This window comes from Roseivirga pacifica (assembly GCF_900111145.1).
Classification (GTDB): Bacteria; Bacteroidota; Bacteroidia; order Cytophagales; family Cyclobacteriaceae; genus Roseivirga; species Roseivirga pacifica.
In genome coordinates this window covers 247,273-268,425 of the sequence record NZ_FOIR01000003.1, presented here as the reverse complement: position 1 = coordinate 268,425, position 21,153 = coordinate 247,273, and the positions used below count along the sequence as shown (strand labels likewise).

18 protein-coding genes are annotated in these 21,153 nt (G+C 41.9%); 12 read left to right on the top strand and 6 right to left on the bottom strand.

The window, feature by feature from the left end:
• The first annotated feature begins 140 nt into the window (after positions 1-140).
• Positions 141-1,040, top strand: a complete 900-nt coding sequence (xerD, locus tag BMW98_RS16325; RefSeq protein WP_090259878.1) for a site-specific tyrosine recombinase XerD — start codon at positions 141-143, stop codon at positions 1,038-1,040.
• On the opposite strand, the gene BMW98_RS16320 is transcribed toward xerD, so the two are convergent.
• From BMW98_RS16320 to BMW98_RS16305, 4 genes are read right to left on the bottom strand one after another with little or no spacing between them, the layout of a single operon-like run.
• Positions 1,037-2,134: a CapA family protein gene (locus BMW98_RS16320; protein ID WP_090259876.1), complete on the bottom strand. Its 1,098-nt coding sequence runs from the start codon at positions 2,132-2,134 to the stop codon at positions 1,037-1,039. The two genes, xerD and BMW98_RS16320, sit on opposite strands and share 4 nt — an antisense overlap.
• 13 nt (positions 2,135-2,147) lie before the next feature.
• On the bottom strand, positions 2,148-3,161 hold the full coding sequence (corA, locus tag BMW98_RS16315; RefSeq protein WP_139177628.1) for a magnesium/cobalt transporter CorA: 1,014 nt from the start codon (positions 3,159-3,161) through the stop codon (positions 2,148-2,150).
• A 31-nt stretch (positions 3,162-3,192) separates the two neighbouring features.
• Entirely contained in the window at positions 3,193-4,074 is an 882-nt protein-coding gene (locus tag BMW98_RS16310; RefSeq protein ID WP_090259870.1) for a mechanosensitive ion channel family protein, read from the bottom strand.
• Complete coding sequence (locus BMW98_RS16305; RefSeq protein ID WP_090259869.1) at positions 4,074-4,925, bottom strand: universal stress protein; 852 nt, start codon at positions 4,923-4,925, stop codon at positions 4,074-4,076. The genes BMW98_RS16310 and BMW98_RS16305 overlap by 1 nt, the downstream gene beginning before the upstream one ends.
• A gap of 156 nt (positions 4,926-5,081) precedes the next feature.
• Here BMW98_RS16305 and BMW98_RS16300 point away from each other — a divergent pair, with 156 nt between their 5' ends.
• The 10 genes from BMW98_RS16300 (at position 5,082) to BMW98_RS16255 (ending at position 16,502) form a co-directional block, all read left to right on the top strand.
• Complete coding sequence (locus BMW98_RS16300; protein ID WP_090259867.1) at positions 5,082-6,128, top strand: quinone-dependent dihydroorotate dehydrogenase; 1,047 nt, start codon at positions 5,082-5,084, stop codon at positions 6,126-6,128.
• A gap of 64 nt (positions 6,129-6,192) precedes the next feature.
• Entirely contained in the window at positions 6,193-8,781 is a 2,589-nt protein-coding gene (locus tag BMW98_RS16295; RefSeq protein ID WP_090259865.1) for an FtsK/SpoIIIE family DNA translocase, read from the top strand.
• Between the two features lie 17 nt (positions 8,782-8,798).
• The gene (gene lolA1, locus BMW98_RS16290; protein ID WP_139177626.1) at positions 8,799-9,437 is read left to right on the top strand and encodes an outer membrane lipoprotein periplasmic chaperone LolA1; all 639 of its coding nucleotides are present in this window, start codon (positions 8,799-8,801) and stop codon (positions 9,435-9,437) included.
• A gap of 5 nt (positions 9,438-9,442) precedes the next feature.
• On the top strand, positions 9,443-10,258 hold the full coding sequence (gene pyrF / locus BMW98_RS16285; protein WP_090259861.1) for an orotidine-5'-phosphate decarboxylase: 816 nt from the start codon (positions 9,443-9,445) through the stop codon (positions 10,256-10,258).
• 24 nt (positions 10,259-10,282) lie between these two features.
• Entirely contained in the window at positions 10,283-11,554 is a 1,272-nt protein-coding gene (locus tag BMW98_RS16280) for a DUF2851 family protein (protein ID WP_090259860.1), read from the top strand.
• Positions 11,555-11,663: 109 nt separating this feature from the next.
• Entirely contained in the window at positions 11,664-12,296 is a 633-nt protein-coding gene (locus tag BMW98_RS16275; RefSeq protein ID WP_090259858.1) for an acetyltransferase, read from the top strand.
• A 107-nt stretch (positions 12,297-12,403) separates the two neighbouring features.
• Entirely contained in the window at positions 12,404-13,369 is a 966-nt protein-coding gene (trhO, locus tag BMW98_RS16270) for an oxygen-dependent tRNA uridine(34) hydroxylase TrhO (RefSeq protein WP_090259856.1), read from the top strand.
• Entirely contained in the window at positions 13,369-14,232 is an 864-nt protein-coding gene (locus tag BMW98_RS16265; protein WP_090259854.1) for a nucleoside phosphorylase, read from the top strand. Before trhO ends, BMW98_RS16265 begins: the two co-directional genes overlap by 1 nt.
• Positions 14,225-14,884: a murein L,D-transpeptidase catalytic domain family protein gene (locus BMW98_RS16260; RefSeq protein WP_245733624.1), complete on the top strand. Its 660-nt coding sequence runs from the start codon at positions 14,225-14,227 to the stop codon at positions 14,882-14,884. Before BMW98_RS16265 ends, BMW98_RS16260 begins: the two co-directional genes overlap by 8 nt.
• A gap of 10 nt (positions 14,885-14,894) precedes the next feature.
• Entirely contained in the window at positions 14,895-16,502 is a 1,608-nt protein-coding gene (locus BMW98_RS16255) for a L,D-transpeptidase family protein (protein ID WP_139177624.1), read from the top strand.
• Here the strand turns inward: BMW98_RS16255 and BMW98_RS16250 are convergent.
• Entirely contained in the window at positions 16,499-17,083 is a 585-nt protein-coding gene (locus tag BMW98_RS16250; RefSeq protein ID WP_090259848.1) for a tetratricopeptide repeat protein, read from the bottom strand. The two genes, BMW98_RS16255 and BMW98_RS16250, sit on opposite strands and share 4 nt — an antisense overlap.
• A 445-nt stretch (positions 17,084-17,528) precedes the next feature.
• On the opposite strand from BMW98_RS16250, the gene BMW98_RS16245 reads away from it, so the two are divergent.
• Entirely contained in the window at positions 17,529-18,899 is a 1,371-nt protein-coding gene (locus tag BMW98_RS16245; RefSeq protein WP_090259846.1) for a M28 family peptidase, read from the top strand.
• A gap of 49 nt (positions 18,900-18,948) precedes the next feature.
• Here the strand turns inward: BMW98_RS16245 and BMW98_RS16240 are convergent, their stop codons facing one another.
• Entirely contained in the window at positions 18,949-21,120 is a 2,172-nt protein-coding gene (locus BMW98_RS16240) for a prolyl oligopeptidase family serine peptidase (RefSeq protein WP_090259844.1), read from the bottom strand.
• Positions 21,121-21,153: the final 33 nt, after the last annotated feature.

The following is a 21,153-nucleotide window of genomic DNA, read 5'->3' as shown; positions in this document are numbered from 1 at the left end:
AGAAGCCCACTAGCTATCGTGAGCTTTTGCCTTCTACAGATATATGTTTAACACTTCTAACATATGAAGCAACTCAATATAAAAATTGTTGGTAACAGGTAAAGTAGTCAATATCCAATTCGAACTTCTTATACTTGCCTATGGCTTGGGAAATTTACATTCAGGAGTACGAAAACTACCTGCGCTTAGAGCGTTCGCTTAGTGCTAATTCGGTAGATGCGTATGTGCGGGATGCCGAAAAACTGCATCAGTTTTTGGAAATGACCAAGCGTGACGTACCGCCAACCAAAGTGGCGCTTATTGAGCTGCAAGACTTTATCGAGTACATCAATGAGCTGGGCTTTAGTGCTTTTACCCAAGCCAGAATGATCTCTGGACTTAAATCGTTCTTTCGGTTTTTACTTTATACCAATGAGATTGAGGCTGACCCGTCTTTGCTACTAGAGGCACCTAAGTTGGGTAGAAAGTTACCCGATACATTGAGCATTGAAGAAATTGATAGCATTCTTGGGGCGATAGATCATTCAACACCTGAGGGTATGCGTAACCGTGCCATGCTGGAAACACTTTATAGTTCGGGGCTGCGTGTGTCAGAGCTAATTGGGCTAAAGAAGGCCAACGTACTCTGGGAAGTTGGTTTTCTGCGTGTACTTGGCAAGGGTAGCAAGGAGCGCTTAGTGCCGATTGGCCGGGAAGCTATGAAATTTATAAGAATGTATGAGGAGGAAGTTCGTGTGCATTTGGATATAAAATTGGGCCATGAGGGTTTTTTGTTTTTGAACAGGAGGGGTGCCCAGCTTAGCCGCCAAATGGTTTTTATCGTTATCAAAGACTTAGTGGCTAAAGCTGGCATTCAGAAGAAAATAAGTCCGCATACCTTTAGGCACTCTTTTGCCACGCACCTCATTGAAGGTGGAGCGGATTTACGTGCCGTGCAGGAAATGCTAGGCCACGAGTCTATCACCACCACAGAAATCTATACGCACTTAGACAGAGACTATCTGAGGCAAATCATTCAGGATTTCCACCCCAGAAGTTAGTTTTTGATCTCTTCTACACCAATGTTATGTTTCTGAAAAAGCACTCGGCTTGAGTCTACAAAGGACTTTATTTTGATGCGAGAAAAATCGCTTAATCCTTTGTGTTCATTGGCCTCAACTTCTGCCGCAGAAAGAATTTCGAACTTGGCGCGCTTGGGCAAGAAGGTTTTGTTTACCCAAGTAAGGTAATAGCCATGATTGGCGATTTCAGTTTTTCCATTCTCTTTTGCCAAGGTTAGCTTAACCATGGCACCACCATCGCGTGGTTGCGTACGTTGGTTTGACACAAAATTACCTAGTGAGTAAGCGATAAATTGCTTTCCGGTTGCCGTTTCCTTCATTTCCATAGGCTGTAACACGTGCGGGTGGCTTCCAATAATAATGTCCGCACCTTGCTTAAATAGAAATTCAGCCAATTGCTTTTGACCTTTGTTTGGAAGGTGAACGTATTCTTTTCCCCAGTGCAAAAACACGATGAGTTTATCTAAGTTTTGTTGTTTGGCCAGCAAAATATCTTCTTTCATTGCGGTGGTATCGATTAGATTCACAACCGTTGGGGCGGGTACAGGAATACCATTGGTGCCATAAGTGTAGTTTAGCAGGCCAAGCTTGATGTCGTTCTTTTCGAGTAGCAATAGGTTGTTTTTGGCCCTGTCTACATCGTCTTTAAATGTTCCAGTGTGTTGAATTTCCAAAGAATCCAAAACATCAATGGTTCTCAGAATGCCTTGTTTCCTTCTGTCGACAGAATGATTGTTGGCTGTGACCAAAACGTCAACACCGCTATTTTTTAAAGCTACGGCTAGTTCGTCAGGCGAGGAGAACTGCGGGTAGCCGCCATAAGGAGCTCCAGCCAAGGTCACCTCCAAGTTGGCAATGGTGAAATCTGGTGCTTGCATCAGGTGTTGTATGGGTGCAAAAACCTCGTTGTAATCGAAAATTTGCTTGGCCGAATCGTAAGCCGATACAATTTGGGCATCGTGCCCCATTACATCGCCTATAAACAGTAGGTCTATTTGGGTTTTCTGTGCTTTTGCTTCCGAAAAAAATAGCCCTAGTGAAATAACCAGGGCTGAAAGTTTTAAATATCTCATTGCTTAAATAGTGCTACAGCCACCTTTTTCTTTTAAAGTAAATGATCATTCCTAATGCAAGGGTAATCATTACTGCCCACACAATATAGTATCCATATTGATAGTGCAGCTCGGGCATGTTTTCAAAATTCATTCCATAAATACCTGCCACAAAGGTTAACGGAATAAACACCACGGAAAATATAGTCAACAGCTTCAGCACATCGTTTAGCTTGTTGGTCATGTGGGTGTGGTAGGTGTTCAGGTTATCGTTAATCGTTTCACGGTATACCTCTATGGTTTCGGTAACGTGGGTCATGTGGTCGTTTAGGTCTTTTAAGAAAGGCCTTGTCTTTTTATCAATTAAGGGGTTGTCCGATTTATTGAAGTTAATGATGGTATCGCGAAGTGGTCGGGCGAATTTTCTCAGGTAGTTCACCTCCTTTTTGCTCAGGTTAAGTTCCTTGAGCATTTCTTTCTTGGTGTTCTCTAAAAGTTGTACTTCCTGATCGTTTATTTCATCGCCATATTCTTCAATAATGGCCATGTAATGGTCCACAATAACATCGAGCAAGGCAAAGGCCAGGTAGTCGCTGTTGCGGGTTCTTATGCGGCCTTTTGTGTTTCTGAGTCGGGAACGAACGCCATCGAATATGTCGCCTTCTTTTTCCTGAAACGTGACAATAAAGCCTTTGCCCACAATCATACTGAATTGCTCAGAAATAATGACCTCGTTTACCGCACGGAACATTTTGGTGGCCACAAAGAATTGGTTGTCGTACTCATCGAAAGTGGGGCGCTGGTTCACATTCAAAATGTCTTCAAGCGCTAGGTTATGAATTTCAAATTCATCGCCAATTGCGCGCATTTTATCAGTTTCGTGCAAACCAACCACATTCAGCCATGTTACCATGCCTTCTTTGCGCACAGTTTCCAGCGTTTGGGTAGTAAGGAGCTCTTCTTCCAGATTCTCCGCATCAAAACGAATCATCTCCATTCTAAGCGTATCAACCTGTCGTTCGCCCGTATATATGAGCGAACCCGGCATTTGGTTCAAGCTTTTGTTGGGCTGAACCGCCTCAGTCTTTTTTCTCCTTTTTCTCCTTATAGACAATAGTTCTATAGGGGAAAGGTATTTCAATTCCTTCACGGTCAAATCTTTCTTTTACAGTTCTGTTAATATCACACTTTAGTTCGAAACCTTCAATGGGGTCGTTGGTCCAAACTTGTGCCCTAAGTTGAATGCTCGATTCGGCAAACTCCAATAGTCTTACAATAACCGCAGGGTTGCCGTTTTGTTTCTCTTCTTCAGTCCGGTTGTCCATAAAAAGCGGGTGTTTCATGGCTTCTTCCTGAATGATTTTAGTAGCTAGGTTGATGTCCGAATCGTAGCTAATACCATAAAAAATATGGTTGCATACGCGCTCTTCAATAATATTAGCGTTGTGAATGGTTTCGGCACTAATCACGGAATTCGGAATGATTAGGCGCTTGTTTTCAAAATCGCGAATTACGGTGTGCCTTAGTGTAATGTCTTCTACCACTCCAGAATATAGGTTGCTGATTTTAACAATATCGCCAACGCGAAATGGCTTGAATATGACGATGAAAATACCGCTAACAATATTCGAAAATGCTGCTTGTGAGGCAAAACCTACAATAGCCGCAATAATACCAGCACTGGCAAAAAGTGTGTAGCCCAGTTTTTCAAGCTCGGGAATGGTAAGGAACAGTATGAGGATGGCAATGAGGTAAATGACAAAGCCCAATGCATTGTTCAAAAACTTAAACTGGGTTGGGTCTACTCTAAGGTCTCCACTCGACTTATGAATAAATCGGGTTAAAATGGCCCTTAAAATCTTGAGTAGTATAAATGCTGCGATAAAAATCAGCACCGTATAAATGGCCGTGTTGATATAGCCGTTGGGAGTAAATCTTAAAAATTCGAAAGGTTGGGTCATTACAAGTTGAGGTTGAACGTAATTACTGGAATATCTGACTTTGAAATAAGCCACTCCGTTATTGTACCCCTTACCAAATGTTTAACAGAGCCTTGGTGGCGAGAAAAAAGGCCAATCATATCGGACTGATGAAAGTCTGCTGCAGCTAAAATTCCCTTTTTAAGGTTCAGCGCATTAAAAACTGTAATGTCATTTACATCAATGCCGTGATTTTCGGCCCATGTGCCTTGCAGTTGAGCTAGTTCAGGTGTCGACTTAAAGTAAGTAGGGGTGTTGATGTACACAAAGTTCAGTTTGGCCGCAAATGTGCGCTGAAAATTCAATAATTCATCAATTTTTTTTGAGCAATCATTCACTAGGTTAGTTGGCACTAAAATACGGTTTATTGTGCCATCGGCCGGTGCATTGTTAACTGTGATTACAGGGTTTTTAGCCAAAGCGGCTATTTTCTCAGGGTGCGTTTTTCTCAGAAACTCGTCAAATTTTTCATGCTCGTAGTTGCCTACAATTGTCAAGTCAAAGCCTTCTTCTGTTACCAGTTCGGCAATTTTATCGGGGCTACTGTCTACTTTAAAGCTGCTGTCTAATTTAATGCCGTCTAGCTCAACTTTTGCTATGAACTCGTCCATTTTGGTCCTGTTCATTTCAATAATATCGTCCAGAAATTTTTGGCCAGTTTCGTATTTGCTTTTGTAATTCCCTAACTCGTCTAGATAGGCCGCCAAGGCCGCTCTAATAACGTGCACTAGCTGTACCTGTGCTCCAGTTTTGTGCGCAATTATTTTAGCCATTTGAATTGCCTTCAGCGATTTGTTGGTGAAATCTACTGGCACCAGAATTTTTTGATACATAGTTTCCCTCGTTTTCCTTCAATAAATTCAGATTATTCTGGCACAGAAGAAAATGTTAGGGCGAAAATCTTTGCGCTTAAATCTTAATTGAGAAAAAGTAGTTAGAGAATGCTTTCCTTTCCTTAGGCATGTTCTATTTTTGCTAAAATTTTTGCTTTGTATAAATCGCTCATCCGCCCATTTCTGTTTACGAAAAATGCCGAATCGGCTCACCATTTCACTTTCAACTGGCTCAAAAGGCTCTTTAAAGTCCCTGGAGTACCAGGAATTGCCAAAGGCCTTTACAACTTTGAGCATACCGACTTAGCAACTGAGTGTTTTGGGTTGAAGTTTAAGAACCCGGTTGGCCTTGCCGCTGGCTTCGATAAGGATGCTAAGTTGTTTGATGAGCTTTCTGCTTTTGGCTTTGGCTTTATTGAAATAGGAACGCTAACACCTGTTGGCCAGCCTGGTAACCCTAAACCACGCTTGTTCCGCCTGCCAGATGATCAGAGCTTGATCAACCGCATGGGCTTCAATAATGAAGGGGTAGAGGATGCAATTGAGCGATTAAAACGGAAAAAGACAGATGTTTTAATTGGTGGAAACATTGGTAAAAACAAGGTGACTCCAAACGAAGAGGCGGTAAATGATTACCTCATTTCTTTCAGAGCGCTTTATCCTTATGTAGATTATTTTGTGGTGAATGTGAGTTCGCCAAATACGCCAAACCTTAGGGCGCTGCAAGAAAAAGAGCCGCTTAAACAGCTTTTGCAAACGTTAAAAATGGAAGGTGCAAAGTACGATCAAAAGAAACCTATTTTGCTCAAGATTGCTCCGGATTTAACAGCTGAGCAGCTGGACGATATTGTAGAAATTGTGCTTGAGACTGTAATCGATGGTGTTATTGCCACAAATACGACCATTTCAAGAGAAGGGCTGGTAACACCAAAATCTACTGTAGACGAAATTGGTGCCGGTGGTTTAAGTGGCAAGGCCGTAAAAAGTAAGTCTACTGAAGTTATTCGTCACTTGTCTGAAAAGTCGAAGGGATCGTTCCCGATTATTGGGGTTGGTGGAATTTACACTGCTGAAGATGCCATAGAGAAGTTAGAAGCCGGTGCCAGTTTGGTGCAGGTTTACTCTGGTTTTATCTACGAAGGCCCCGCCATGATCAAAAATATCAATCGTGGCATTCTAAAGTGGAAACAGGCTAATAAATAGGCTTTCCACACGTTCATTCCTAAAAATTAGATTATTTTCGTAATATCAGGTTTAAGATTTTTAAATGGCTAAAAACACCTATAAATCAAATACTTTCAAGTCGAATCAAGGAAAAACAAAGAGCAAAAAAGTCCGCGCTCCTAAAGTCCAGCTTAACTTTTTAAAAGATAGACGCCTACAGCTTTCTGTTGGCTTTTTCCTTTTATTGGCTTCGGTATTTATTCTTTTAGCCTGCTTCAGCTATTTGTTCACGGGCAAAGCCGACCAAAGTGTGGTCGAAGCATTTTTTGATGATGGACAAACCGTAAAAGCACTAGGGCAAGAAGCCCGCAACTGGATGAAGCTGCTCGGTGCTCTCACTGCCCATAAACTTATTTTTGCATGGTTTGGCGTGGCCGCTTTTCTTATTCCACCCTTGCTTTTCATTTTCGGTTATAAAATTGTTTGGGGCAAATCTTTGATCAGCCTTCAGAGGGCTACAGTATTTACAGTATTCTTCTTGCTTTGGATTAGCCTACTAATGGGCTCAATGTCACGTTCGGGCGATGGTGTTTCCGAATGGAGCCTTTATAGCGGAGGTATCGGTTATCAAATGTCCGTGTATTTCGATAGCCTATTGGGCTTTGGTACAATTTTACTACTGGCCTTTACACTGCTCGTGTTCCTTATTTTCTACTTTAATATCACGCAGGTATTCACTCTAAAGAAGGCAACTACTTTAACTACGGAAAAGGCTCCCGTAATGGCTGAGGAAGGGCAAGAAGCCCCAGTTACCAGCAAAGCCAGCGAACCGAAATCAGCTGATAATGAATCTGATACTGAGGAAGAGCCAACTGGCGACTCTGAAGAGGAACTGAAGAATTGGGTGGTTAGCTTAAAGGAAGAGCAAGAACAACAGAAGGCTGCTAGCGAGCCAGAACCAGCTAGGGAAGAGCCAGAAACTGAGCCTGCTGAGGAGCCGCAAGAGATTGAGCTAACAACAGATATTGGTGCAACTAAAGAAGAGCCAGAGTCTGATGATGGCAGCTTAGAACTAGAAATTGAGCCGCAAACACCAGCTCCTGAACCTAGGAAGGAAGCTGAACCGGCATTTGAGGTGGAGATAAAAGAAACTGCAGACAAGCTGGTAGAAAAAGCTGGACATTACGACCCCACATTGGACCTGGCCAAATTCCAGTTCCCAACAATTGACTTGTTGCAAGAGTATTCTACGGGAAAAATTAACGTAACCAAGGACGAACTCCAGGCCAACAAGGATAAGATTGTGGAAACGCTCACCAATTTTAAAATCGGTATTTCGAGCATTAAAGCGACTATTGGTCCAACCATTACGCTGTATGAAATTATACCGGAAGCCGGGGTTAAAATCTCCAAGATCAAAAACCTGGAAGATGATATTGCATTGAGCTTGGCAGCTTTAGGTATTCGAATTATTGCGCCAATTCCTGGTAAGGGAACCATTGGTATTGAGGTGCCAAACGCTAATAAGGAAATGGTTTCTATGCGTTCGGTTATTTCTACCGAAAAGTTTATGAACTCGGACAAAGCGCTACCTGTTGCTTTGGGTAAAACCATTTCGAATGAGGTTTATGTAGCCGATTTGGCCAAAATGCCTCACTTGCTTATGGCAGGTGCTACAGGTCAGGGTAAGTCGGTTGGGCTGAACGCCATTCTTACTTCTTTGCTTTACAAAAAGCATCCATCGCAGCTTAAGTTTGTTCTGGTAGATCCGAAGAAGGTAGAGCTTACACTCTTTAATAAGATTGAAAGGCATTATTTAGCCAAACTGCCCGATAGTGAAGATGCAATTATTACTGATACCAAAAAGGTGATTTACACCCTCAATTCGTTGTGCGTTGAAATGGATCAGCGCTACGATTTGTTGAAAGATGCGGCTTGTAGAAACATTAAAGAGTACAACAAGAAGTTTGTTGATAGAAAACTAAATCCGGAAAAAGGACATAAATATCTGCCTTACATTGTACTGGTAATTGATGAGTTGGCCGACTTGATGATGACCGCTGGTAAGGAAGTGGAAACCCCAATTGCCCGTTTGGCACAGCTTGCACGAGCTATTGGAATTCACTTGGTGGTGGCTACGCAGCGTCCTTCTGTAAACGTAATTACAGGTATTATTAAAGCGAACTTCCCGGCCAGGCTTTCGTTTAGGGTTACATCAAAAGTGGATTCCCGTACTATCCTCGATGCAGGTGGTGCAGATCAGCTTATTGGTCAGGGTGATATGTTACTTTCTATGGGCTCTGAAATAACAAGAATGCAGTGTGCATTTGTAGATACGCCAGAAGTAGACGAGATTTGTGAATTCATTGGTTCGCAAAAGGGTTATAGCTCAGCATACATGTTGCCTGAGTTTGCCGGAGATGAGGGAGATGGCGGTAAAGCCGATATGGACCTTTCTGACCGCGATGCTTTGTTTGAGGAAGCTGCAAGGCTAATTGTTTCGCACCAGCAAGGCAGTACCAGTTTGGTTCAGCGTAAGCTCAAACTGGGATATAACCGCGCAGGTAGAATCATTGATCAGTTGGAAGCAGCAGGGATTGTGGGGCCGTTTGAAGGCAGTAAGGCAAGAGAAGTGCTGGTTCCCGATGAATATAGTTTGGAACAATTATTGAACGAGCTGAACAATAATTGATTGGATTAGAAAAGATTATGAAAAGAATTTTCAGTGTGCTTGTACTCTTTGTTTTGAGTGTGAGTTTGTACGGACAGGAGAAGGATCCAAAAGCTGTTTTAGATAAAATGAGCAGCGTTTATAAGGCAATGCCTGGTTATAATATTGCCTTTGTACAAAAGGTAATGAGTGAGGGAGAAGTAATAGATCTGATGAATGGATCAGCTTCTGTATCGAATGATAAGTTTGTATTGAAGTTTCAGGAGCAGCACATTTATTGCAATGGCCCAGTGCTATGGACATACTTGGTAGAAGCGCAAGAACTTACTATTAGCAACTTTGAGCCGGAAGGCCAAATGGTTAACCCAGCCAATATTTACGACATCTATAAAGAAGGTTTTACTTTCAAATACTTGCGACAAGACGATGTGAAAGGCGAAATGGTTGATGTGGTTGAGTTAACTTCAACTGACCCAGATGCTGATTTCACAAACATCATTATGTACATTGGGCAGAAGGATGGCTATTTGAAAGCTTGGGATTTGGTAGACTACGCTGGAGCTATGTCCTCTTTCGAAGTATCTAACTTCGAACCTAACAAAACCTTCCCCGATAAATTTTTCGAATTCGATAGAGAAGCAAATCCTGTTCAATACGAAGAAGATTTGCGTAACTAAACCCTATGACCAAGCAGGAATTATTCAACCAGATCACACAGAAGTCTTCCTATCTCTGTGTGGGTCTGGATACCGATTTAAATCGCATTCCCAAACATTTATTAAAGGCAGAAGATCCGCTTTTTGAATTCAACAAGCAGATTATTGATGCTACTATTGACTATGCCGTTGCTTATAAGCCTAACATAGCTTTTTACGAGGCGCATGGGGTAAAAGGATGGGAAAGCCTTCAAAAAACGATTGAATATATTCCCAAGGAAGCTTTTACCATTGCCGATGCCAAGCGAGGCGATATTGGCAATACCTCTAACATGTACGCTCGCGCATTTTTCGATGCCATGAATTTCGATTCGATTACGGTGGCGCCATACATGGGCGAAGATTCCGTAAAGCCATTTTTGGAATTTGATAATAAATGGGTGATTCTATTGGCGCTTACATCTAATGCAGGCGGAAAGGATTTTCAGAACCTGAGTTTGGAAAAAGGTGGTGAGCTTTACGAAGAAGTGCTGAGTAAAAGTCAGGAGTGGGGCAGTGATGAAGAGCTGATGTATGTAGTAGGCGCAACCCGTGCCGAGGCACTTCAGAACATCCGAAAAATTGTACCAGATCATTTCTTGTTGGTGCCTGGAGTAGGTGCGCAAGGCGGTAGTTTAGAGGAGGTTTCTAAATACGGAATGAACAAGCACTGTGGGCTGCTCGTCAACTCTTCGCGAGGCATCATTTATGCCGATGACTCGGTAGATTTTGCCAAAACGGCAGGTGTGAAAGCTCAGGAGCTTCAAACAGAAATGGAAGGTTTTCTTGCTAAATTTCTCTAAATTCAGTGTGAACACACACTGAATATGCAAGAATCCTTTCTTCATTACATCTGGAAAAATCAACTATTTAATAAGCGTCAGTTACAAACTGTAGCTGGGCAACCTATTGAAATTTTACACTCTGGGTTTCATAACCTGCATGCTGGGCCAGACTTTAAAGAGGCTAAACTCAGTATTGATGGACTTCAATGGGTTGGTGCTGTGGAGATTCATGTTAAGTCATCCGATTGGTATGCGCACAATCATCAAACAGACGAGAACTATGATGGCGTAGTATTGCACGTGGTTTTCGAGCACGATAAGGAAGTACTCGATCAACATGGAAACGCTATCCCTACTTTACTGCTCAAGGGGCTTATAAAACCTGGTGTACTCAAGCGATACGAGGCGCTTATGCTTCAGCCCGCAAAAGTACTTTGCGAGAGCCAGCTGAAGAATGTGCGGGTAATTACACGGCTTTCTATGCTCGAAAGGGCGCTGGTTGAACGTATCAATCAAAAGTCGGCAATGGTGCTTGCTTTGTTGGAGCAGAACAATGGCAGCTGGGACGAAACAGCTTATCAATGGTTGGCACGAGGCATGGGTTTTAAAACCAATGCCGAACAAATGTTGTGTTTGGCCCAATCGGTACCCATTAAGTTCATTAACAAGCACCACCAACTACGACAGAAGGAAGCTTTGCTCTTTGGTGCTTCCGGTTTGCTCAATGTGGATTTGAATGATAGTTATGCCAACGGACTAAAAGAGGAATATCTGTTTTTAAAACAGAAGTATAATTTAAAGGAAGGGCTCAGTTATAATGAGTGGCACTTTGCTCGTGTTCGGCCTGCGAATTACCCTACCATTAGAATACCCCAATTAGCCGCGCTTTTGGCAAAACATAGTCAACTGTTTCAGTTGTTTATTGAGGCTGAGGAAATCAAAAACCTACAAAAGCAGCTCCAGGTTGAAACAGCTGAATACTGGTCTGCGCACCATCGATTTGATGCTGCTTCGAGCAGAAAGGTGAATGGACTATCTAAGTCATCTATCAATAATTTAATCATAAATGTTACGGTTCCTCTTTTGGGTGCGTATGCCCGCTATACCGCCAACGATACTTACATGGAACAAGCAGTGAATCTGCTTTCTGCAATGCCCAAAGAGCAAAACAGTATAGTCAAGCAATGGCAAGATTTAGGCTGGAACGTGTCCTCAGCATTCGATAGCCAAGGATTGTTGCAGCTCTATCGGTTTTATTGCTCAAACAGCCAATGTATAGCCTGTAATATTGGTGCGGAACTGATCAAGCAATAGCGGTTCGGATTACCTCAACCCTGTGGTTTCATTAGAATAGAAGTTAAATGGGTTCGATTTATCTAAGAATTCTAAAAACACTATCTTTGCACCGCATTTTAAAAACGCTATGGAAAACCCGGTAATTATCTTTGGAGCAGGGCCTTTAGGACAGGCGGCAGTAGAAATTTTCGAGAGCAACGACATTGTGGTATATGGATACCTAGATGATGACAAAGAGTTGCACGGAAAGGAGTTGGGAGAGCTATCGATTTTGGGTAGTACCGATGATGACGGCTTTTTAAAGCTTATCGGTAAAAAGTGTGAAGGATTTATCGCTGTTGACGATAGAGACTTGCGTATGGGCTTGGTAAAGCTGATGAAGGAGCGTAGAAAGAAAATGCCTGTAAATGCTATTCATAGCAACACAGAAATTTCTCCTTCCGCACACGTTGGTCATGGCGAGTTTGTTAATAGCGGTGTGGTAATTGGTGCTAATGCCAAAATTGGTGACCACTGTCTTATTCACACCAATGCAACGGTTGACTATAGTGCCAAAGTAGGCGATTTAGTACAGATTGGTGCGGGAAGTGTAATTGGTAGCAGTGCCGAAATTGGTGAAAACGTATTTATCGGTTCAGGTGTAACCATTGTTCCTGGTATCAAAGTAGGTAAGAATGCTCGAATAGGAGCAGGTTCGGTAGTGATAGCCGATGTAAAGGCGGGCGAAACCGTATTCGGAAATCCAGCCGCTAAGGTTTAGTAGTGTTAAAGTTGGGGCCTGTTGATGAACTTCAGTAGTCTTCAAACGGCATCACTTCATAACATCGTAACTTACATTTATCACCCTAAAAGCAATAGGGCAGACATATGGAAAAGAAGTATTCAATTTTATTGTATTACTGCTATGCCGAAATCGAGGATTTCGAAGCATACAGAGAAGAACATCATTTGTTCTGTATTGAAAACAACCTGAGAGGTAGAATCATTATTTCTCCTGAAGGACTTAACGGAACAGTTTCTGGCCTGAAAGAAGACTGTGAAAAGTACATGGAGTACATACACAGCGATGCCCGTTTTGCTGATACAGAATTTAAAGAAGAGGCGCACGATCGAATGGCCTTTGCCAAATTGCACGTAAGGGTTAAACCCGAAATCGTGCATTCAAGCCTCAGACATATCAATCCTAGAAAAAGAACTGGCGGCTATGTGGAGCCAGAGGACTTCAAGAAAATCTTGGCGGAAGAATCTGAAGACACTGTGATTCTTGACGTAAGGAGTAACTACGAACATAATGTTGGGCGCTTTAAAAATGCCTTGACATTGGACATCGATAACTTCCGCGATTTCCCTGAAAAAGTTAAAGAGCTTGACCACCTAAAAGGCAAAAAGGTAGTAACCTATTGTACTGGTGGTATTAAGTGTGAAAAAGCTAGTGCTTACCTCTTAGAGCAAGGTTTCGAAAACGTGTATCAGCTGCATGGTGGTATTATCAAATACGGTATTGAAGCTGGTGGTGAAGACTTTGAAGGTAAATGTTATGTTTTCGATAACAGAATTACTGCCGATGTAAACTCGGTAAACCCAAGCATTGTAAGTAAGTGCTTTGTATCTGGGGTACCGACCGACAGAATGGTGAATTGTGCCAACCCTGAGTGTAATGCACATATTCCTATGACGGAAGAAGCAGGTTGGTTAATGGACGGCTGTTGCTCTGAAGAGTGTCGTAAGCACCCAAGCAGACGCCCATACGATGGTACCGGTTACTATCAAAAGAACACCAATCACTACAACCCGCTTAAAGGGGTGAAAAGAGAAGCTGCAAAGCTAAGTTAATGAGCAAGAGGATTCCCGATTCCGAATTGATTATCTCGCCTCAGGGCAGGGTTTATCACCTCAATTTGCATCCAGATATGGTTGCTGAGGATATCATTGTTGTTGGGGATCCTGAGCGCGTACCTAAAATCAGTGCATACTTCGATAAGGTTGAGCATCAGGTAAATAGCCGTGAGCTGGTAACGCACACTGGCACTATTGGCCGAAAACGCTTGTCGGTTATCAGTTCCGGAATGGGGACCGATAATGTGGAGTTGCTGATGACCGAACTAGATGCTTTGGTTAACATCGATTTTGCAACACGTACACCTAAAAGAAAGCAGCAATCGCTAAGAATTTACCGTATTGGTACTTCTGGTTGTATTCAGCCTGATATTCCAATCGATGCGTTTTTGGTTTCGACCGCTGCGCTCGGTTTGGATACCCTTATGGCTTTTTACAAATGGGAGCAAAGTGAGCAAGCTGAGTCGGCTAGTTTAAAGGTACAGCGATTGCTGGGACTTCCCTTTAAGCCGTACTTGGCTGAGGGCTCTAAAGAGTTATTGGCCAAATTCAGCGAAGAGTTCTATCAAGGGGTTACGGTTACGGCTCCTGGTTTTTATGCGCCACAAGGTAGGGCGCTAAGAAAGCCGATCGCTTTTCCTACTTTACCGGATGATATCGCCAAGATTGAAACGGGCTACGGACGCTTTACCAACTTTGAAATGGAAACGGCAGGTTATTATGCCATGGCTAAAATTTTGGGGCACCAAATGATCAGTTTGAATGCCTTAATTGCTAACAGGCCCAATGGCAGTTTTTCTGCAAATCATGAGGCAACAGTGGATCGATTAATTCGAAAGGCTATTACAACTATTGTATAGTTTTAGCGTTCAAGTACTTATTGAGAAGTTGGATATGAGAAGGGTGGTTCTACTTATGTGGGTGTTGATATTCCCACTCGTTTTAAAAGCTCAGATTAGACAATCGGTGCTAGCCGATGCACTTAGTGGTTACAGCGCAATTAGCCAAGCCTACAGTTTGCCTGAAACCAAGCAATACATTACAATAATCGATTTTGATTTACCGAGTACTCAAGAAAGGCTATGGGTTTACGATGTAGCCAATGATTCCATTTTACTTTCGACCCACGTAGCACATGGTAGAAATACTGGCGTGAAAAAGGCGGAGGTTTTTTCTAATAAGCCTAACAGTTACCAAAGCAGCTTGGGGTTCTATTTAACGGGCGAAACTTACCGAGGTAAAAACGGCTATTCACTTCGCTTAGATGGGCTGGAAAAAGGGGTAAATGATAATGCACGGGTAAGAAATATTGTAATGCATGGTGCTAATTATGCTGAGCAGCCCTTTATCAAAAAACACGGCCGTTTGGGTAGAAGTTTTGGGTGTCCGGCAGTACCGCGTACGGTAAACAAGGAGCTAATCGATTTAATTAAGGGCAAAACGGTTTTGTTTATATATCACTCATCGCGTGATTACCAGCGAGATTCAAAGTATATTAGTAGGGTAGACTAAAGCCCTAAACGTGAAACGTACCATCTCAATACTTGCCTTACTATTGGCATTGAATAGCCTTTCTGTTGCCAATGAACCCACAGACTTAAGAAGAATAATTGAACACCTCCATGATGGTGGTGAAGTTCCTTTCAACAATCAAAAAGTCCACCTTAAAGGCTTAATGATTGATTTGTATAGCAAGAATGAATTTCAGACCATTTGGAACGATGACCAACAGGTGATGAAGGTGATTTACCTGCTGGAGAATGCAGTGGCGCATGGTTTGGTGCCAAACGATTATCACGTTGATTTCTTACTAGAGAACCTTGAGGAAAGAGAGGGTTCTGAACGTGTTAAGTATTATTTCGATTTGCTGCTGTCCGATGGTGTGTTACTCTATAGTCATCACCTTACTACGGGGAGGTTACAGACCAATGAATCTCGTACTTGGAACTACCCAGCCCGCAGCAATGTATTGGCCGATCTTGATACTTTTTTAGCGGCAGTTAACGGCAAGAATTTACCAGATTATTTGAATGAACTAATACCTGAAGTGGCTATTTACTCTCACTTTATGAGTGAAAGGGCAAAGCTTGCTTCCATGTTGGAAAATGAAGGTGAGCTGGTATGGATTCCCGATCACAAGGTTTTGCACAAGGGTGATTCATCTGCTTATGTCTCGGATATTTCCAACCGTATAGCACAACTGGGTTTTGGTAGCTTGGTAAGTACCAATGGTGCATATTCAGCAGAGCTTGAGCAGCAGGTAAAACAGTTTCAGAAGTACCATGGCATCGATCAGGATGGGATAATTGGTAAAGGTACCTATGAAATGCTGAATCTAAGTTTGACGGCAAGAATAGAACTGCTAGACATTAATATGGAACGTATTAGGTGGCTTAGTGCTGCCAAAGAGGATAATATGATAGTGGTGAATATTCCCGGATTTCATTTGTTCTATTTTAGAGATAATGAAGTGCATTGGCATACCGATGTAATGACCGGGGCAATTGATACCCAAACTCCCATTTTTGGTAGCGAAATGAAGTACTTAGTGTTCAACCCAACTTGGACGGTCCCTAGAAGTATTATTAATAAGAGTCTGTTTGAACGTATAAAGAATGATCCTGAGTATATGCAAACACATAACTTCACACTTCAAGATCATCAGGGTAATGTGGTTGAGCGCAGTACCATTAACTGGGACGAAATGACTTTGAACAAGTTTAATTATACGGTAGTGCAAGGGCCAGGTACTGGCAATGCTTTAGGGCGTGTAAAGTTCATCTTCCCGAACAAGTACGCCATTTATTTGCACGATACACCGAGCAAGTATTTGTTCAGTAGAAGCTCTCGAGCGTTTAGCCATGGCTGTATTAGAGTAAAAGACCCTATGCGATTGGCCGAAATTTTACTAGACAACCAAAAAGGATATACCCAAAAAGACATCGATGCCATTGTAGCTACCGGTGAAACTAAAGTTGTCTATTTAAAGCAGCCCCTGCGTGTGGTAAATGTGTACTTAACGGTAGATGGTAGACCAAACGAGCCGCTCTACTTTCATAAAGATGTGTACAATATGGATGCTAGACTAAAGCAACGGTTCAAAACTGAATTTGGTAGTCAATTGAATTAGTGTTTTGGCTTAAGCAACCCCTGAATTAGTAAGTTATATTCTTTACACGTAAGTACTCCGTTGGTGGAGTAAGGACATGTTCTATACAACCGTTCTCCCAATTTGTCTAGGGTGATGATTACATCTTGCCCTCTGCACAACGGACATGTAATTGCCTCGCCTTCTGTACAGTCAATGGTGTTGCGGTAAAAGAATTTGCTGTTGGTTTCGGCACTGGTTGTGCTAGTGTTATTGGTGTTTCTAAAGGCCTCTTCAGCCTTGTCGAGCAGGGCCATTGTTTCTTTAGAGTGCTGGCCTCGGCTACCTTTCAATTCCAAGTATTTGTTAAGCCAGTCGATACTTTGTGTGTATTTGCCAAGGTAAAAGGAGTTTTTACCAAAGAAGAAACAAAAGTCTGCAGAAAGTAGGTCGATTTTCTCCAATGCAGTCATATAGTACTCATCCGCTTTTTCGTACTCCTGGTTATCCATGTAAACCACGGCAGTATCGATAAAACGAAGTGGGTCTGGCGGAGCGGTGCGCTGCGCGTTTACAGTAAACCCAATAAGAAGCAGAAATACAGCAGGTAAGAGTTTTTGCATAAGTTTAATTCTAGGCAAAAATATAAAAGTTTATAAATGAAAATGCCCCTTAAATAAGGGGCGCATCAAACTTAACTTTAATTAACAAGAAATTAGGCGGTTAGCAGTTATTTAACTGCTGCTCTTTTCTTGGGTAAGCTAACTCTTTTACCGGCTATACTAACAATACCGATTCCTGTGGCGACCAATGCTGCTGCTGTTAAAATTATCGTTTTTGTCTTCATTACTTTAATATCTCTCTGTGGCTTATACGACAATGATTGTACCAAGTTTGTTACAATCAACAGAAAATAATTTTTTTCCTGCGAATTGTCTTATTTGTAATACACCTAATCGGTACAAATCCCTTATCGGATTTTCATTATTTTCTCAATTATTTCCGCTGGTAAATATTCTGTTTTCTGAGCGGTAGAATGTTTTCTATTTTGAATCAAACTTTACTAAAATGAACAAACTACTAACCACTCTTTTGGGCTGCTTTCTGATGCTAATGGGTACAAATACCAAGGCACAGCAGGCACCTCCCCAAATTGATACACGCATTTATGAAATAATTGAGAATACCTCTGCCGATAGGATTGAAACAGATATTAGAAAGCTTGTGGATTTCGGTACTAGAAATACATTTTCTGATACTGTTTCGGAAACCAGAGGAATTGGCGCAGCAAGACGATGGATCAAAGCTGAGTTCGAACGGATTTCTGTTGAATGTGGCAATTGCCTTGAGGTTTTTTACCAGAAAGATCTTGTGAAAAAGGGTAGTGGTAGCCGTGTACCGCACGATGCTTATGTTGTAAACGTAGTGGCTGTTTTACGTGGTACGGACTATCCTAATAGTTACGTTATGATGTCGGGAGATATTGACTCACGTGTGAGTAGTGCCACCGATTTTACTTCCGATAGCCCAGGCGCTAACGATAATGCTTCTGGAATGGCAGGAACCATTGAAGCAGCAAGAGTACTTTCAAAATACAAATTCAAGCACAGTATTGCTTTTGTTGGGCTTTCTGGTGAGGAGCAAGGGCTTTTCGGAGGAGCAGGACTTGCTAAGTATGCCCAAGAGCAGAATTGGGATATAGTAGGTGTTTTGAATAACGATATGATCGGGAATATTGAGGGAGTTGATGGTGTAATTGACAACCGTACTTTTAGAATTTTTTCTGAACCAACGCCAGCAAATGAAACCGATCGCCAGAGAGGAGCTAGAAGATTTACAGGAGGCGAAGTAGACGGTAACTCCCGTCAATTAGCGCGTTACATCCACAAGCAAGTAAAAACCTACATGCCCGAAATGAACCCGATGATGATCTACCGATTGGATAGATTTGGTAGAGGCGGGCATCATCGCCCGTTTAACGATTTGGGTTTTGCAGGAGTTCGTATTATGGAGGCGCACGAAAATTATAACCGTCAGCACCAGGACTTGAGGACTGAGAATGGAATAGCTTATGGTGATGTAATTGAGGGAGTGAACTTTCCTTATGCAGAAAAGCTGACATCTGTAAATGCCATTTCATTGGCAGGCTTAGCTTGGGCGCCACCAGCACCTAAGGATGTGCGCATTGGTGGTGCGGTAAGGCCTTCGACCACTTTGCAGTGGGAGGCTACGGATGACAAGAATATTGCCGGCTATAAGATCTATTACAGACTTACCACCTCGCCTACCTGGGATAACTTTGTGTATGTATCAGGAGTGAATGAGCACACTTTAGAAGGCATTGTAATCGACAATTACTACTTCGGTGTAGCTGCAGTTGGCAAAGACGGAAATGAATCTGCTGTAGTATTTCCTTACCAACAGATTAGGAGGAGGTAGCTTTACCTATTGTAAAAGCATAAGGCCGCATTTGCGGCCTTTTTTGTTTCTACCAGAATTTCACTCCTAGTTGATCAAATATAAAGTAGTACTTAAAGAGCACCATTTCTGTAAAATCAGTAGTGGTTAAGGCACCTGAGTGGCTTGCTCCTGGAATGACATAAAGTTCATACAGAGACTTTGGATCACCTTTCTCTTGAAGGGTTGCCAAGAACTTATAGCTATGTAGTGGTGGGACTCTATCATCAAATTCACCAGTAATCAACAGTGTATTAGGATATTTTACTCCTTTTTTAATGTTCTGTAGAGGAGAGTATCGGCTGAGGCTTTGGAATTCGATTTCGTTAGTTACTGAGCCAAATTCTTTAAGGTTTGTATTAACTCCACCTGCCGTGAAATTCTCTAACCTTAACATGTCATAGGGGCCTGCTTCGGCCACAACCGCCTTGAAGAGTTCGGGGCGTTGTATCATAGAAGCTGCTACGAGCATTCCCCCATGAGAGCCTCCATTGATTGCAAGTTTCTCTGATGAAGTATAGCCTTCATTAATCAAGAATTCAGCGGCTCCAATAAAGTCATTGATGGCGTTTTGCTTTTTTAGTTTTTGACCTTCATAAGCCCAATCGTAACCCTCAGCACCGCCTCCTCTGATATTTGGAACAGCCAAAACTCCACCATGCGCTAAAAATAATGCTTGTTCTCTATCAAAATTTGGCTCAACAGTAATTCCATAGCCTCCATATCCATATAATAAAGTAGGGTTGTTACCATTCAGTTTTACATTTTTCAAGCATGTAATGTACATAGGGATTTCTGTACCATCTTGCGATTTGAACTTGACGTATCGTGTTTCTAAACTTTCTACATTGTAGGGTAATTTTAACTCTACCAATGGTTCTATAGAGAGGTCTTCAAAATTGAGCCTATATGGGAGGTTCGGGTGGTAGAATGATGACAGCGAAAAGTAAGTCTCTTTTTTAGACGGATTCGTTTCGTAAAGGTCAACTGGTTTTTTACCCTTAGGAATGGTTAGCTTTTGTAGAAGCTCACCATTAAAGTTATAGATAAGGGCCATATATTCTCCATCAATTCGATAAATACAGGAAATCATGTCCTTGCCAAGTGGATATACATGCCTTAAGTCAGCATCATACTCTGGTACTATTTCAATGACCCTATTTAAATCATTTATATTTGCCGCAATTACCTTTCCGTTTGGTGCATTCCATGTTGTTTTCATAACAATGGTGTCACCTTTAAAGAAGGATTCAGTAAACCTTATATCAGGGTCAACAGGGTGGACTATAAATTCTTTTAGGTTAAAATCACTTTCTCGTGAAAGGTTAGCGGTGGAGATTGCCCTATACTTTCTAGTTCCTCTTTGACCAAAATGGTACAAGAGTAGCTTTTCATTTGTAATATTATTGAATCTAAAGCTACTAATGCCTTCTTGGTCTGGATTAAGGTATAATAGCTCATCTTCAGATTGAGGCTTTTCGATATCGTGGTAGTACAATGCCTGACCAATTGCCTTATCTAACAGTTCCCTGCCTTCCTTTGGCTTTTTGTATGAGTCATAATACACTCCACGCCCACTCCATATAAGATTGCCGGATGTCCTAATGTTCTCTAAATGGTGCGGAAAAGCTTTACCTGTTATCATATTATAGAAATAGACTTCTCTCCAATCGCTATGGTTGACGGAGATTTCAACAGCAATTAGGTGTTCTTTTTCATTATAATTCCAGTCGGTAATTACAACGTTATCTCCTCTCTTATCCCGGAAGTCCCTTACTCTTACCAGTGTCTGATAAGTAGTTTGATCTCCCATTCTATAAACCAAATTTGGGGTTCTGTCGGCTCCTTGATTGCTTATAGAGAACTTTATTTTAGCTGTGTCTTTTACCTGCTTGGGTTCAAAGTCTATCAATACCTCAAAGTCTATTCCATAATAAATCTGAGAGAGTTGACTGTGTAATAAGTCTTTCTTGTCTTGACCTCTGTCGTTTCTGCGTGTGATCTTGGCTTGCTCTTTCAACCAGTCTTTCAAGCGTTCATCCTCTGGGTTTTCCATCCATTGATAAGGGTCAACTATGGTGGTGTCAAAGTAGGTGTTTTTGGTATCCTCCTTTGGTGGGGAAGGATAAATGTATGTTTTTTGTCCGAACAGTTGTGAGCTAGTAAGGCTTAAAAGAAGTAGGGTAGAAGCTATTTTTGACATTACTGTTTATGAGGTGAAATAGTAATGCTAAAA

Bases quoted from the DNA above. Each gene is read 5' to 3' on its own strand.
- BMW98_RS16245 (WP_090259846.1), top strand. From the start codon at position 17,529: ATGAACAAACTACTAACCACTCTTTTGGGCTGCTTTCTGATGCTAATG.
- BMW98_RS16305 (WP_090259869.1), bottom strand. From the start codon at position 4,925: ATGTATCAAAAAATTCTGGTGCCAGTAGATTTCACCAACAAATCGCTG.
- BMW98_RS16240 (WP_090259844.1), bottom strand. From the start codon at position 21,120: ATGTCAAAAATAGCTTCTACCCTACTTCTTTTAAGCCTTACTAGCTCA.
- BMW98_RS16275 (WP_090259858.1), top strand. From the start codon at position 11,664: ATGGAAAACCCGGTAATTATCTTTGGAGCAGGGCCTTTAGGACAGGCG.
- xerD (WP_090259878.1), top strand. From the start codon at position 141: ATGGCTTGGGAAATTTACATTCAGGAGTACGAAAACTACCTGCGCTTA.
- BMW98_RS16265 (WP_090259854.1), top strand. From the start codon at position 13,369: ATGAGCAAGAGGATTCCCGATTCCGAATTGATTATCTCGCCTCAGGGC.
- BMW98_RS16320 (WP_090259876.1), bottom strand. From the start codon at position 2,134: ATGAGATATTTAAAACTTTCAGCCCTGGTTATTTCACTAGGGCTATTT.
- corA (WP_139177628.1), bottom strand. From the start codon at position 3,161: ATGCCGGGTTCGCTCATATATACGGGCGAACGACAGGTTGATACGCTT.
- BMW98_RS16280 (WP_090259860.1), top strand. From the start codon at position 10,283: ATGCAAGAATCCTTTCTTCATTACATCTGGAAAAATCAACTATTTAAT.
- lolA1 (WP_139177626.1), top strand. From the start codon at position 8,799: ATGAAAAGAATTTTCAGTGTGCTTGTACTCTTTGTTTTGAGTGTGAGT.
- BMW98_RS16250 (WP_090259848.1), bottom strand. From the start codon at position 17,083: ATGCAAAAACTCTTACCTGCTGTATTTCTGCTTCTTATTGGGTTTACT.
- pyrF (WP_090259861.1), top strand. From the start codon at position 9,443: ATGACCAAGCAGGAATTATTCAACCAGATCACACAGAAGTCTTCCTAT.
- trhO (WP_090259856.1), top strand. From the start codon at position 12,404: ATGGAAAAGAAGTATTCAATTTTATTGTATTACTGCTATGCCGAAATC.
- BMW98_RS16310 (WP_090259870.1), bottom strand. From the start codon at position 4,074: ATGACCCAACCTTTCGAATTTTTAAGATTTACTCCCAACGGCTATATC.
- BMW98_RS16295 (WP_090259865.1), top strand. From the start codon at position 6,193: ATGGCTAAAAACACCTATAAATCAAATACTTTCAAGTCGAATCAAGGA.